At 47.8% G+C, this 13,634-nt stretch carries 11 protein-coding genes; 6 read left to right on the top strand and 5 right to left on the bottom strand.

What is annotated here, in order from left to right; all coding sequences use genetic code 11:
* Positions 1-126: 126 nt before the first annotated feature.
* The 3 genes from J3491_RS10485 to J3491_RS10475 all read left to right on the top strand — a co-directional run bounded on the left by J3491_RS10485 (position 127) and on the right by J3491_RS10475 (position 3,277).
* Positions 127-1,410: a phosphotransferase family protein gene (locus J3491_RS10485; RefSeq protein ID WP_207970175.1), complete on the top strand. Its 1,284-nt coding sequence runs from the start codon at positions 127-129 to the stop codon at positions 1,408-1,410.
* A gap of 73 nt (positions 1,411-1,483) precedes the next feature.
* Positions 1,484-2,248 (top strand): histidine phosphatase family protein, encoded by a 765-nt coding sequence (locus J3491_RS10480; protein ID WP_207970174.1) that lies wholly within the window; start codon positions 1,484-1,486, stop codon positions 2,246-2,248.
* Positions 2,249-2,407: 159 nt separating this feature from the next.
* The gene (locus J3491_RS10475; protein WP_207970173.1) at positions 2,408-3,277 is read left to right on the top strand and encodes an SDR family oxidoreductase; all 870 of its coding nucleotides are present in this window, start codon (positions 2,408-2,410) and stop codon (positions 3,275-3,277) included.
* A 109-nt stretch (positions 3,278-3,386) separates the two neighbouring features.
* On the opposite strand, the gene J3491_RS10470 is transcribed toward J3491_RS10475, so the two are convergent.
* From J3491_RS10470 to J3491_RS10450, 5 genes are all read right to left on the bottom strand, one after another.
* Positions 3,387-5,087, bottom strand: coding sequence for an AMP-binding protein (locus J3491_RS10470; protein ID WP_075102336.1), 1,701 nt, complete (start codon positions 5,085-5,087; stop codon positions 3,387-3,389).
* A 725-nt stretch (positions 5,088-5,812) separates the two neighbouring features.
* Positions 5,813-7,510: an AMP-binding protein gene (locus J3491_RS10465; protein ID WP_207970172.1), complete on the bottom strand. Its 1,698-nt coding sequence runs from the start codon at positions 7,508-7,510 to the stop codon at positions 5,813-5,815.
* 484 nt (positions 7,511-7,994) lie between these two features.
* The gene (locus J3491_RS10460; RefSeq protein WP_207970171.1) at positions 7,995-8,786 is read right to left on the bottom strand and encodes an ABC transporter permease; all 792 of its coding nucleotides are present in this window, start codon (positions 8,784-8,786) and stop codon (positions 7,995-7,997) included.
* A gap of 112 nt (positions 8,787-8,898) precedes the next feature.
* Positions 8,899-9,621 carry an ABC transporter ATP-binding protein gene (locus J3491_RS10455; RefSeq protein WP_207970170.1) on the bottom strand — a complete coding sequence of 241 codons (723 nt, stop codon included), beginning with the start codon at positions 9,619-9,621 and terminating at the stop codon, positions 8,899-8,901.
* Between the two features lie 13 nt (positions 9,622-9,634).
* The gene (locus J3491_RS10450) at positions 9,635-10,255 is read right to left on the bottom strand and encodes a thioesterase family protein (protein ID WP_207970169.1); all 621 of its coding nucleotides are present in this window, start codon (positions 10,253-10,255) and stop codon (positions 9,635-9,637) included.
* A gap of 233 nt (positions 10,256-10,488) precedes the next feature.
* Here J3491_RS10450 and xthA point away from each other — a divergent pair, with 233 nt between their 5' ends.
* From xthA to J3491_RS10435, 3 genes are all read left to right on the top strand, one after another.
* Positions 10,489-11,313: an exodeoxyribonuclease III gene (xthA, locus tag J3491_RS10445; protein ID WP_100749408.1), complete on the top strand. Its 825-nt coding sequence runs from the start codon at positions 10,489-10,491 to the stop codon at positions 11,311-11,313.
* Positions 11,314-11,387: 74 nt separating this feature from the next.
* Positions 11,388-12,611, top strand: a complete 1,224-nt coding sequence (gene argJ / locus J3491_RS10440; protein WP_207970168.1) for a bifunctional glutamate N-acetyltransferase/amino-acid acetyltransferase ArgJ — start codon at positions 11,388-11,390, stop codon at positions 12,609-12,611.
* A 394-nt stretch (positions 12,612-13,005) separates the two neighbouring features.
* Positions 13,006-13,404 carry a DUF4377 domain-containing protein gene (locus tag J3491_RS10435; RefSeq protein ID WP_100749406.1) on the top strand — a complete coding sequence of 133 codons (399 nt, stop codon included), beginning with the start codon at positions 13,006-13,008 and terminating at the stop codon, positions 13,402-13,404.
* Positions 13,405-13,634: the final 230 nt, after the last annotated feature.

Here is a 13,634-nt window from a genome sequence, read left to right as displayed (position 1 = left end):
GAACATTCACAAATAGGCACTGCTGATCGCTAAAATGGCGCTAGACAAGGCGCAAAGCGACGATAATGCAGATGCCTTACCGTAATGATTGATTACTTTAATTGACCACATGATAAGGAACATCTTATGGCTACTGATACTCATGCCAACTCTACTGACAACGATGACCAGTCACCGAGCACCGTCTTAGATAAAGGCGGCGCAGTGCGCGAAGGCGAAGAGCTGGATGCTCACGCGGTCAGCGTCTGGCTACGCGAACAGGGCGTTGATATAAAAGGCGAGCCAACGGTAACGCAATTTTCTGGTGGTGCTTCAAACTGGACGTACCGGCTACAATATGAAGGCACGGATGCAGAGCAAGATTTGATCTTGCGTCGTCCGCCAAAAGGCACCAAAGCCAAGTCGGCGCATGACATGGTGCGCGAGTACACGGTACAAAAATCCTTAAAAGACGCTTATCCTTATGTGCCAAATATGGTGGCGCTATGTACCGATGAGTCGGTCATCGGAGCGGATTTTTATGTCATGGAACGTATGGAAGGCATCATTCCGCGTGCCAATCTGCCCAAAGGGATTGAGTTAGATGAGGCGCAAACACGCGCATTATGCACCAATGTCATCGACGCCTTGATTGATCTACATCAAGTAGACTATAGCGCGCATCCTGACTTGGTCGAGCTTGGCCGCGGTGAGGGCTACTGCGAGCGCCAAGTGACAGGCTGGGACAAGCGCTATGTCAAAGCCAAAACACCCAATGTGCCAAGCTTTGCGTTGGTGCGTCAATGGCTGACTAAGCACACACCTGCCGATAGTAAAACTTGCTTGATTCACAACGACTGGCGCTTTGATAATGTGATCTTAGATGCCAAAGACCCAACCAAGGTCATTGGTGTGCTCGATTGGGAAATGGCGACTTTGGGCGATCCGTTGATGGATTTGGGCAGTGCTTTGGCCTACTGGATCGAAGCCGACGATAACATGATCATGCAGCAATCCCGCCGTCAGCCCACGCATTTAAAGGGCATGATGACCCGTGAGGAAGTGGTGGATTATTATCTGGAGCGTACGGGTTTACAGATAGACAACTGGACGTTTTATGAGGTGTTTGGGTTGTTTCGCTTAGCGGGCATCGTACAGCAAATTTATTATCGCTATTATCATAAACAAACCACCAACCCTGCCTTTAAAAACTTTTGGATCATCGTCCATGTCTTGCATGCCAAGTGCTTAAAGCTGATCGCTCAGTATGAGGGCGAGGCGTTGTTTACCAGTCACGTGCAGCCGCATTTAGCAGACATGGGCGTCGATGCTGCTACCATCGCACAGCTACCCAGTCCTGTACAAAAAATTGTCAAAAGTATCTTACCAAAAAGTTACTTTACCCAGACGTCGTCATCGGCGGACGAGTAACGCGCTGATACGCCGCATGGCACATAAGGCTACTAACAAATACCGTTGGATTAATAACAAAAGGCAGCATTTTATGACCACCATACTTCTGGCACGTCATGGTCAGGCGTCCTTTGGACAAGCAAACTACGATCAGCTCTCAGAGCTGGGCGGTATTCAGGCGCAGATGTTAGGTGAGCATTATGCAAACACCCAGCGCCGTATCGATGCCATCTTTACCGGCAGCTTGGTCAGACAGCAAGACTCAGCGCGGCATTTTTGGCAGCGCTACCAGTCTTTTGCGAGTAGGGATCAAAGCCAAACGCCGCCGCTCGTATCTGCCATTGACTTAGACAACACGGATCGCTATGTCTTGCCGCAGTTTGATGAGTTTAATCATCAAGACGTCTTGATTAAGTCTCATCCAGCTTTTGGCAATCGCGCGGCAATCGCGGCCGAGATTGCGCAAGCAGAGGTCCCATCTAAGCGTTTGGCCGAGCTGTTTGATCAAGCGATGCAGCGCTGGCATGGCGGCGAGTGCGATGATGACTATCTAGAGAGCTGGCCACAGTTCAACGACCGCGCCCAGTTGGCGCTTGAGCAGGTACGACAAAAAGTGGTGGATATGAGCCTAAATCGTGACAGTACGGTGCTGGTGTTTACCTCAGGTGGCGTGATCGCGGCCATCACAGCTCAGCTATTAAAGCAGGGTAGTTCAACGGCCTATCAGATTAATAAAAGTCTGGTCAATACTGGGGTGACGGCGATCACCTTTAAAAATGAGCGAACGCGTTTGCTGTCTTTAAATGAGTATAGCCACCTATTTTCTGCAGGCAAAGGGTTTGTGACGTGGCGATAAGCTGGTATCTGACGGCATGGATACGCTATAGTAGGACAACAGCGCTCGCGGCTGCGGCTAAGGACGAATGCGATCCTCTATGATCGCCGCGTATCATCCGCTTATCTTGTCTGATGATAAAATAAGCGCTATTTCATTATAAGATGTCAAGGACTGTCTATGCAAAATCATATTTTAAAGGTCGTCAAGCAAAATGCCGAGCAGCGCAAGCGGCAGATATTAAGCGCGCTATACCCGGATCGGTATCTAAAAAAACGCAGCAAACAACAAGTCGGGCGCGGCAAAACTGTACTCATTACAGGAGCCAGCTCAGGCTTGGGTGAGGGGATGGCCAGACTCTTTGCCAAGCTGGGTTATAATCTGGCGATTTGTGCGCGCCGTACCGATCGCCTAGAGCGTTTAACCTCAGAGCTAGTGGCAGAGTATCCGGATATTCGGGTCGAGTATCGCGCTTTGGATGTGAGCAACTATGACGAGATATTTGCAGTGTTTGATGCCTTTGCTGCGGACTTCGATGGCATCGACCGTGTGGTCGTCAATGCAGGTGTGGGAGATAGCCGCCGTATTGGTAAAGGCCGTTTTGAAACCAACCGTCATACAGTCGAGATCAACTTTATATCCGCGCTGGCACAGTGTGAGGCGGCGATGAATATCTTTCGCGCACAAAACAGCGGTCACTTGGTGGTGATCTCTAGTATGTCGGCCATGCGTGGTTTGCCCAAACACCTAACGGCGTATGGTGCAAGCAAAGCGGGGCTGGCGCATCTTGCAGAGGGTATTCGTGCTGATATGCTACTTACCAATCTGCCAATTCAGGTGTCTACGATTTATCCAGGCTATGTGCGTACCGAGATCAATGAAAACGCCAAACCGCTGCCGTTTGAGGTCAATGCCGAGACGGGCACCAAAGCCATCGTTGCCGCCATTGAGGCTGAGGTAGAAGAAGCCTGTGTACCAAGCTTGCCGTGGTCGGTGGTGGGTAAGGCGATGAAGCATCTGCCATTACAGGTGGTCAATAAGTTTGGCTAGCATCTCACTTAAAACGCAAATACAATGAAAATAAATAGACAAAAAAAGCCCTCTATACAGATATAGAGGGCTTTTTACGCTGCAGTATCCGCAGTGTGAGACGTTTTGACTAAAGCGTTTGCGGGTTGTCGAGTTGATGCTGTTCGCGCAGCTTTTGCCGCAGTACCTTACCGACGTTACTCTTTGGCAGCTCGCTGACAAACTCGATATGACGCGGGCATTTATAACCCGTTAAGTTGTCCAGCGCAAAATCCTTAATCGCTTCTTTGGTGACATTGTTGTCCGCTGGCACGATATAGATTTTGACCGCTTCACCTTGATGCTCATCAGGGATACCTATCACCGCACAGTCGACAATGTCGTCGCTGTCCAACATGACAGACTCAATCTCATTAGGGAAGACATTAAAGCCAGAGACCAAAATCATGTCTTTTTTGCGATCGAGTAGGGTAAAGTAGCCTTTTTCATCCATACTAACGATATCACCAGTACGGAAGTAACCATCACTGGTAAACTCTTTACTGTTGTCTTTATTAAAGTAGCCTGAGGTGACATTTGGGCCTTTGATACACATCTCACCAGCCTGATGGGGCCCTAGGCGCTCACCGTTTTCGCCAACGACGATAATATCGACGCTCGGGACAGGAATACCAATAGTGCCATTGAACTTACGATCTGTGATGACATTGGCCGTACCAGCGGCCACGCCTTCGGTCATCCCCCAGCCCTCGATCATCGGGCATCCTGTCACATCCAGCCAGCGTGCAGCGGTTTGTTCAGTTGCCGCCATACCACCTGCCTGCGAGATACGTAGCGAGCTAAAATCCAAGTCTTTAAAGTTTGGCTGATCCAGTAGACCTTTGAACAGCGTATTGACCGCTGGAAAAATATGGAAAGGCTGTTTTGATAAGGTTTTGACAAATCCTGGCATATCGCGCGGATTAGGAACCAAGATAAAGGTATAACCTGAGCGCATGCCGAGCAAGCTGAGCATAAAGGCAAAGATATGATACAGCGGTAGCGCCATGACCATATTGATATACACTTCATTGATCTCAGAGGTGACCGGACGATACCATGCTTCTGACTGTAGGGCGGCTGCCACCACATTGCGCTGTGTGAGCACGGCACCTTTTGATAGTCCTGTGGTACCACCAGTATACTGCAAGATAGCCGTTTGGCTTAAGCTGGTTTTTGAAGGCTGAAACGGTAGGCTCTTGCCCTTTTTTAGGACATCAGGGAATTTGGTGACGTTATATTTAGGATCATTGAGGTTGTACTTGGGCACCAAGCGTTTGACTTGACGGATAACGGTATTGACCAAAATACCCTTAAGCCCCATCATATCGCCCATTTTGGATAAAACAATACGTCTAATGGCCGTCTCTTCGATGACCTGCTCGAGCGCTTGGGCAAAGTTGTCTACCACAAAGATAACTTGCGCACCTGAATCGTTGAGCTGATGGCGCAGCTCGCGGCCAGTGTACAAGGGGTTGATAGGCGTACATACGTAGCCTGCCCGCAAGATACCGATCATCGTGGGCAAATACTGCGGCACGTTTGGCATCATCAGTGCCACCACGCTACCTTTGGGGATACCCTGCGACTGTAGCCATGCGGCGACGGCCAATGAGGCTTTGTCGACATCATCATACGTGTGCGTCACACCCATACAGACACTCATAGGGTGCATACGAAAGCGGTTAAAACACTCCTCGTATAGCTCGATGAGGTTGTCGTATTGATCAGGGTCGATGCTCTTTGGTACGTTTGCTGGATAATGAGCAAGCCAAGGCTTATCTGTAGTCATATTTAGCGTCCTTAATTTTGATATAAGTTAAGGTTCTATAAGAAAGTAGTCACATCCTTGTCAACGATATGCGCTCAATCACTGAGTGCGATATGGCCGAGTGCTATCCTATCTATTACTGACTGCTAACATATGGTGGCCTTTGTACAATGGTGTTTAACGATCAAAAATGCTGGTTTGAATGGGTTAAACGATTGATTGTGCGCCTCGCCTTCACACGAGGTCAAATAAAACATATATATGGTAAGACGACGATATTCTGTTATTTTAACGAATATTTTCTTTAATTAAAGCAACAGAATAACACGTGATATATTTCGGCAATACATTAACACAACTACAACGTAAGTCGATATTATTATACTAGAACTTCTTAGTACATATATAAATTTGATTAATCAAATAAGATGTGTTGCAAGTGAAATAAGATAAATGGCCATCAAACAGGGATGAGCTGTGGGGGTGTTGTCTGGCACGACCGCTTATCATAGAGATAAGTGGCTGGCGAAAGCGATTCGTCAATAGTGACGATAACATAGAATAAAGATTGAGTAAAAATTCTGTGAGGTCAAAGCGGATAAATAGGTAGTAACGAGACAGATAAGCCATCATTCATGCATCAAGCAATAGTAAATAATAAAAAGATATAAAGATAAGGGCGCTGACATAAAAGCGCCCTGCAAAGGCAAGGCGCTATGATAACGCTTTTATTATGAATGACGTATTTACAGTCTTGGATGGTCTGCGTCGTGTTTTTCGCGCAGTTTTTGCCGCAGTACCTTACCCACGTTGCTCTTTGGTAGCTCGCTGACAAACTCGATATGACGCGGGCACTTATAACCCGTTAAGTTGTCCAGCGCAAATTCTTTGATGACTTCTTTGGTGACATTGTTGTCTGCAGGCACCACATAGATTTTGACCGCCTCACCTTGGCGCTCATCAGGGATACCAATGACCGCACAATCAACGATACCGTCGCAGTCAAGCATGACAGACTCAATCTCATTAGGAAAGACGTTAAAACCAGAGACCAAAATCATGTCTTTTTTACGGTCCAACAGTCTAAAGTAGCCTTTTTCGTCCATGCTGACGATATCACCAGTACGGAAATAACCATCGCTGGTAAAGTCATCACTGCTGTCTCTGTTTAAATAACCTGAGGTGACGTTAGGGCCCTTGACGCACAGCTCGCCTGCTTGGTTTGCACCGACGCGCTTGCCCTCATCATCAACCACGATGGCATCGACGCTAGGGACAGGCACACCAATTGTCCCGTTAAACTTACGATCTGTGATGACGTTGGCCGTACCGACCGCCACGCCTTCGGTCATCCCCCAACCTTCGATCATCGCACAGCCAGTGGTCTCAAGCCAGCGAGTGGCGGTTTGTTCGGTCGCCGCCATACCACCTGCCTGCGAGATACGTAGCGAGCTAAAATCTAGGTGTTTAAAGTTTGGATGATCCAGCAAGCCTTTAAACAGCGTATTGACTGCGGGCAAGATATGGAATGGCTGTTTTGATAAGGTTTTGATAAACCCTGGTATGTCGCGAGGGTTGGGTATCAAGATAAAGGTATAGCCTGAGCGCATGCCAAGCAAGCTAAGCATAAAGGCAAAGATATGATACAGCGGTAGCGCCATGACCATATTGATATATACCTCATTGATCTCAGAGGTGATAGGGCGGGTCCAAGCCTCTGATTGCATCGCCGCCGCCACGATATTACGCTGCGACAAGATGGCGCCCTTTGATAATCCTGTCGTGCCGCCGGTATATTGCAAAAACGCCTTTTGATCAAGTGACATTTTTGGCTTTTGAAAGGGAAGGTTTTTGCCTTTTTTGAGCACATCAGGGAGTTTTGTGACTTGATACTTTGGGTCGTTGAGCTTGTATTTGGGGACCAGACGTTTGACTTGGCGAATGATAGTATTGACCAAGATGCCTTTGAGCCCCATCATATCGCCCATTTTTGATAAGACAATACGTTTGATTTTGGTCTCGCCGATGACCTGTTCGAGCGCTTGGGCAAAGTTGTCTACCACAAAGATAATTTGTGCGCCTGAGTCGTTGAGCTGATGACGCAGCTCGCGGCCTGTATAGAGTGGATTGACTGGGGTACATACATAGCCTGCCCGCAAGATACCAATCATCGTGGGCAGATACTGCGGCACGTTTGGCATCATCAGTGCCACCACACTGCCTTGAGGTAGTCCCTGAGATTGTAGCCATGCGGCGACGGCCAACGAGGCTTCATCCACATCATGATAAGTATGAGTCACGCCCATACAGATACTCATAGGATGCATACGAAAGCGGTCAAAGCACTCCTCATACAGCTCCATTATGCTGCTATATCTATCAGGGTTGATAGTCTTAGGTACACCATCGGGATAATTGGCCAGCCAAGGTTTGTTCGGCATCATAGTCAGCGTCCTTGAATTTCAAAATAGGGTAGGAGGGTGTATCAAAGCAGTCTTATCCGTGTCAATAAAACACACCAGCGCTGACAGAGGTAGTTTGTCGCTGCGTGCGTCAACATCCGTATTTATTGACTGGCTGCTCAGTTTTTTAATGACATGGTAAGTTGCACGGTAATCGTCAACTGCTTTAGTGACCGCAAAAACCATGCGCTATGATTAAGGCATCAAAACCACGGCATCAAAAAAATAATACAATTCAGAAATACATTAGCATGAATGTCGGCCAAGGCAACAACGGTATATGATACTGATCAGTTCATTTAACCATCAGCCATAGAATATGAGGTGAGTTAGGCCTGTGCTAGAGAAGTTATCTATATATAGTTGACAGTTACAGTGAACGGATAATGAGAAGAAGCGAGGTTTGATGGAGTAAATTGGGTGACTGTCGATTGAATTGAGGATACGGCCTGGTAGAAGCCAGCAATCAGGGAAGCGAGAATTGCTGGTTTTTATTAAAAAATCGGCGGTAAGTAAGTAGGGCGCTGATGGTGCAGCCCAATGTGCTACTCACACAGATCAAAAACATGGTGACTATTTGATAGCGAATGGCTTGGGTAGGGTCAGCGCCTGCTAAGATCTGTCCTGTCATCATGCCAGGTAAGCTCACCACGCCGACCACCAACATAGAGTTGAGCGTCGGTGTCATACCATTGATGATGGCCGTTCGTACCTGCTCATGGACAGCCTCAAAGGGCGTCGCAGATAAGCTGAGCATCATCTCGATACGCGCTTGCTGCTCATAAAAGGCATTGATCAGCTGGTTACTGGTCAATGAGATGGCCGTCAGTGAGTTGCCTAATATCAGACCCAAGATAGGAATCACAAACTGCGGTGTGTACCATGGCTGCACATCTAAAATAACCATGATGGCAATGGCTGTCACCAGCACTGCGGAGACACTAACGGCAAGCAGCGTATCGATAAACAAGCCATTATAGCGGCGTTTGACTCGGTTTTTGGCCGCACTTCCTGCAATCAGTGTCATTATGGTCAAAATGGATAAAACTTCATACCACTGCTCGCGCGCAAACACCCATGCTAGGATGAGACCGATAAAGCTCAGCTGCACGACTGTACGTAGCGCCGCCATCAATAGTGTCTTGGTCAGATGTAGACGCAAACGCCAAGAGACCATCAATACCACGAGGATTAAGCTGCTGGCGAGCGCAATGTCGCCATATGTGAGAAATATCTGCATATCGTCGCTGGTGTTCATCGCGGCTCACTTTATCAGCCAAGTATGCTGGCTCACTCATTTATTTTTACTGCCCGCTGTGCTTACACAGAACACAGACATGGACCCTTTGATGCGTTCATTGAATTTACATTTACCTGATTTTAGTCAGTACACCTGCTTGCATATGCCAATGCTGATCGGCCAATGGCAAGATGTCTTGGGTATCATGCGTGACCCACAGTACCGTGCGTTGTTTGCTTTTTTGTACCCAGTCGACAAGGAGTGCAACCAGCTGCGCGGCCGTATCGACATCTAGCGCGGCGGTAGGCTCATCTAGCAACAAGACACGCGGCTCTAGTTGTAGTAAGCGCAAGGTGTTGACCAGCTGGCGTTCGCCGCCTGATAAGTGATAGGCATCTTTGTGCAAAAAATCGCCCCCTCGGCCTAAATAAGCAAGCTGGGCGGTATGCCAATTACTATCAAAGCGTAGATGTTGATGCGCCCGCAACTGGAAAGGCAGCTGCAGATTATCAAGCACGCTGCCTTCTATCAGCTGAGGATGCTGTGCGAGTAAAGCGACTTGAGCGCGCCACTTGGTAGGCGAGATACCTTGTATATCCCAAAAGCGGGCGTGGGGCGGCTCGTGCGTGGGTCTTAACCGTACGGTGCCCGCGCTGATGGGCAAAAGCCCTGCCAACACCCGTAGTAGTACCGACTTGCCGCTACCAGATGTACCCGTCAGGACGGTCACCTGTCCTGCTAATAGTGTGCCACTGGCTTGTTGTATCAGTCGTTTTTTTTGTCCATCACTACCGTGAGTCAGCACCTCAATATACTCAAATGCCAAGATAGTATCGTCGTTATCAGCACTCATCGCTGGGCGCTGTCTATTGAGCCGCTGGTGGTTGAGTAGCTGATGTCTGAACTGGTGACTGCCGTGCGGCGGCTTGCTCAATGGCTGCTCGCAGCTTTTGGGGTACGCGAATGGGACGCATGGGGGCAGCAGCGGTATCGGCTGCATGGTCATTGTCACCAGTATTGGGTGTCGGTCTTAGCTGGTTTTGCACGCAGGCGATGACAATTTTGCCACGGCTTAATAGCCCGGCGTTGCTGCTAGCTGCGCTATCTGTCAGATGCCGATGGATGCTTTGATAAAACACAATGCTGGCAGGCTTTATCTCGACGTCATCGATACGTACGCTGATGACTTCATCTAACAATATCGCCCGTTTGTATTGTAGGTCTGCTTGACTGACGACAAAGTGCTGCACGTCGCCTGTATCTGTCTGTAAAAAATAACCGTTGAGACCGAGTTTGGCAAACCAATCACGGCGACAGTTTTCAAAAAACACCAGATGATTGGCATGGTAGACTATACCGCCAGCATCGGTATGGTTAATATAGACGTTATAGTCTTTTGCAAATAGTGGCGAGATACTATCGCTGGTGGCTGTTTTTGGGGTGTGGTGCTTGGCTTTTTTTGTCGTTGTTTGCGTGCTTGTTGTCATATGAGTGCTCAGTCTAGTGATACAGGATGTCTGTGCGATGGTTGAGTGCTAAAAGTTGCATGCCAAAAAAGTGTCAGCTATTTATTATGAGGTATCATGGCCGCTGACCAGTAGCAACTACTCTAGCTTAAGATATCTGGGCGTGCAACAGTCAGACCTATTTACGTCTGCTATCATAGTGCGTCACATCAGTGTATCGCTGCGTATTTTCATCAATCAGTATAGGATAATTTATGACCCGTTTTGTCAGTTTTAATATCAATGGTATTCGCGCCCGTCAGCATCAGCTAGAGGCAGTGCGAGAGGTGATCGATCCTGATGTGATGGGATTGCAAGAGACCAAAGTACACGACGATCAATTTCCTTTATCGGCGGTCGAGGGTTTGGGGTATCATGTAGAATACTTTGGCCAAAAAGGGCATTATGGTGTGGCTCTACTATCCAAAGTTGCGCCGATATTTGTCCAAAAGGGGTTCCCTGGCGAAGACGTGGATGCCCAAAAGCGCTTTATCCACGCCCGTTATGAGCTGCAAGGCCGTGAAATTGATGTATTAAATGGCTATTTTCCGCAAGGCGAGAGCCAAGACCATCCCACCAAGTTCCCTATGAAGCGTGCCTACTATGCCGATTTGATGGCATATATCGACACGCTCAAAGCTGAAGGTCGCTCACTGGTGATTATGGGTGATATGAATATCGCGCCAGAAGATATCGATATCGGCATTGGGGAAGCAAATGCCAAGCGCTGGCTAAAAAATAGAAAGACTTCGTTTTTGCCAGAAGAGCGTGAGTGGTATGCCGATTTGATGTCGCGTGAGCTGACGGATACGTACCGCCTGCACTATCCAGAGAGTACTGAGCTATATAGCTGGTTTGATTACCGCAGTCGCGGCTTTAATGACGACCCGAAGCGTGGTCTACGTATCGACCATATTTTGTGTAGCGCGGATCTCGTCGATCACTGTGTGGATGCGGGTATCAGCTATGAGCTTCGTGGTATGGAAAAGCCTTCTGACCACGCGCCAATTTGGAGCGCGTTTAGTCTTAGCAAAGTATAATTTGAATCAAACATAGCCTAAATAAACAAACCGTCTGAATAAACCATCTATATAAGCAAAATAAGGAAGCCCCTATGGCTGTTGGAAATGTTGCAATACCTGATACTATTTATCCTATCGAAGGCGTCAAACTAAGTGCGACCGCGGCAGGCGTGCGTTATAAGGATCGTGATGATTTGGTGGTGCTTGAGATTGCTGAGACGGCCAGCTGCGCCGTTGTCACTACCAAAAACACCTTTTGTGCGGCGCCTGTACGCGTATTGCGTGAGCACTTTGCCACTCACAGTCCACGCTATCTTGTGATCAACACTGGTAATGCCAATGCTGGGACGGGTGCCGATGGCAAACGCCGCGCCCAAGAGATATGTGCGGCATTGGCCACTAAAGCTGGCGTCGATACCCAGACGGTCTTGCCGTTTTCGACAGGGGTCATTGGTGAGCCGCTAAACAGCGATGCGGTCATTGCAGGGTTGGATGAGGCGCTTGCTGGTTTGGCGGCTGATAAATGGCTGGCCGCGGCAAATGGCATCCGTACCACGGATACTATTCCTAAGATTGCAAGCCAAAAAGTCGAGGTGGCGGGCAGCTGCTATCATGTGACTGGTATCTCAAAAGGCTCAGGCATGATACGTCCAAATATGGCAACCATGCTAGGCTATGTGGCGACCGATGCCAATATCAAAGCCGACCTGCTACAAGAGATGTTGGGCCAAATCAATGAGCAGTCCTTTAACCGCATCACAGTCGATGGAGATACCTCGACCAACGATTGCTGCGTTTTGATCGCCACAGGGGCAGCCAGCTCGGAGATGATTGATAGCCCTGAGCACCCGCATTACTCAGCGGTATTTGCTGCTTTGACAGAGGTGTTTGTCCGTCTGGCGCAGTTGATTGTACGAGATGGGGAAGGCGCAACCAAGTTCATGACGGTCAAAGTCACCGGCGGCAAAGTCACACAAGAATGCTGTGATGTGGCCTATGCGGTTGCGCACTCTCCATTGGTCAAAACCGCGTTTTTTGCCAGCGATGCCAATTGGGGTCGTATCTTGGCGGCGGTGGGCTATGCAGGGATTGAAGATCTTGATACCGAGCAAGTCGATGTCTATCTTGATGAAGTGATGATTTGCCAAAACGGCGGCGTGGCGCCAGACTATACAGAAGAGGCGGGTAAGGCGGTGATGAGCCACCCAGAGATTACCATTCATATCGATCTGGCACGCGGTGACGCTAGTGATACCGTTTATACCTGCGACTTGTCTTATGACTATGTCAAAATCAATGCAGACTATCGTAGCTAATTGATAGCGGCTATTTATTGATATCTTAATGCCAAGCGTAACAGCCAGAGTGACCCATAGGGTGTCGCTCTGGCTTTTTTTGTGCCTTATTAGGCCAATATAAGGAGGATTGCTCAAAATAAATACGCGGTGAGTAGCAATTTACCCTGTGATTTAATACGCTTTATTAACAGCAGTTGCAAAAGCTGACGTTACTTTACAAAGCAGTCATAGAGGAGAAGCAGCGCTGCGCCCTATACTTATTTCAGTCAACAATAAATCAAACAGTTAAACCAAACTATCAAGTAATCATGACCTGATAAGTGTGAGACATACGACGATAGTTATAGAATGTGCCAAACAATAACGTAAAACAAGTAATAAAAACGCATAACCAATAACTGAGGATTGAATAATGAAAAAATTAGCCATTGCAGCATTAATGACCACATTTGCCCTATCAGGTTGCTCTACCATGGGGATGGATAGCGAGCGTACCATGGTGGTTGAAGGGCAGCCAATGAATGTCAAAGTCGTCAATATCCCAAGTTTTGAGGTAGAGATTGCACCGCGAAAAGCCGTCTGTGACCTCACGGCAACCGACGGCACCACCGTTGAAGCTGAATGCTTGCAGTATCGTCAAACCCATCAGAAAAACTACACCACATTAAATGGTAATATCCAAGGTTTCACTTATGAGCCAAACCATCGTTATGTACTCGATGTGCGCCAAGAAGCCGTAACTGCTGAAGGCTCGAATGTGGTACAACCGGTCTGGATCTTAAATGAAGTAATTTCTAAGACGGCTGAGTAATGACGCTGACAGCTGACTACAATTATTGTAGATAGCCATTATACGGACGATAGATATTTAATAATTATCCTAAAAAATGCCTCTGATTGATCAGAGGCATTTTTTTGTCATATTTAACACAACATGATTATTTTATTAGGGCGTGTCCTCATTTTAAAAATGGCGATAAAAATGAGATAAATCGCCGTCAAACAAGGAAAATAGCGCAGATAATATCGAGATATTAGTCA

It is taken from the genome of Psychrobacter halodurans, from assembly GCF_017498075.1.
Lineage (GTDB): Bacteria > Pseudomonadota > Gammaproteobacteria > Pseudomonadales > Moraxellaceae > Psychrobacter > Psychrobacter celer.
This window is presented reverse-complemented; position numbering and strand designations above follow the sequence as displayed.

Bases quoted from the DNA above. Each gene is read 5' to 3' on its own strand.
- J3491_RS10485 (WP_207970175.1), top strand. From the start codon at position 127: ATGGCTACTGATACTCATGCCAACTCTACTGACAACGATGACCAGTCA.
- J3491_RS10480 (WP_207970174.1), top strand. From the start codon at position 1,484: ATGACCACCATACTTCTGGCACGTCATGGTCAGGCGTCCTTTGGACAA.
- J3491_RS10475 (WP_207970173.1), top strand. From the start codon at position 2,408: ATGCAAAATCATATTTTAAAGGTCGTCAAGCAAAATGCCGAGCAGCGC.
- J3491_RS10470 (WP_075102336.1), bottom strand. From the start codon at position 5,087: ATGACTACAGATAAGCCTTGGCTTGCTCATTATCCAGCAAACGTACCA.
- J3491_RS10465 (WP_207970172.1), bottom strand. From the start codon at position 7,510: ATGATGCCGAACAAACCTTGGCTGGCCAATTATCCCGATGGTGTACCT.
- J3491_RS10460 (WP_207970171.1), bottom strand. From the start codon at position 8,786: ATGAACACCAGCGACGATATGCAGATATTTCTCACATATGGCGACATT.
- J3491_RS10455 (WP_207970170.1), bottom strand. From the start codon at position 9,621: ATGAGTGCTGATAACGACGATACTATCTTGGCATTTGAGTATATTGAG.
- J3491_RS10450 (WP_207970169.1), bottom strand. From the start codon at position 10,255: ATGACAACAAGCACGCAAACAACGACAAAAAAAGCCAAGCACCACACC.
- xthA (WP_100749408.1), top strand. From the start codon at position 10,489: ATGACCCGTTTTGTCAGTTTTAATATCAATGGTATTCGCGCCCGTCAG.
- argJ (WP_207970168.1), top strand. From the start codon at position 11,388: ATGGCTGTTGGAAATGTTGCAATACCTGATACTATTTATCCTATCGAA.
- J3491_RS10435 (WP_100749406.1), top strand. From the start codon at position 13,006: ATGAAAAAATTAGCCATTGCAGCATTAATGACCACATTTGCCCTATCA.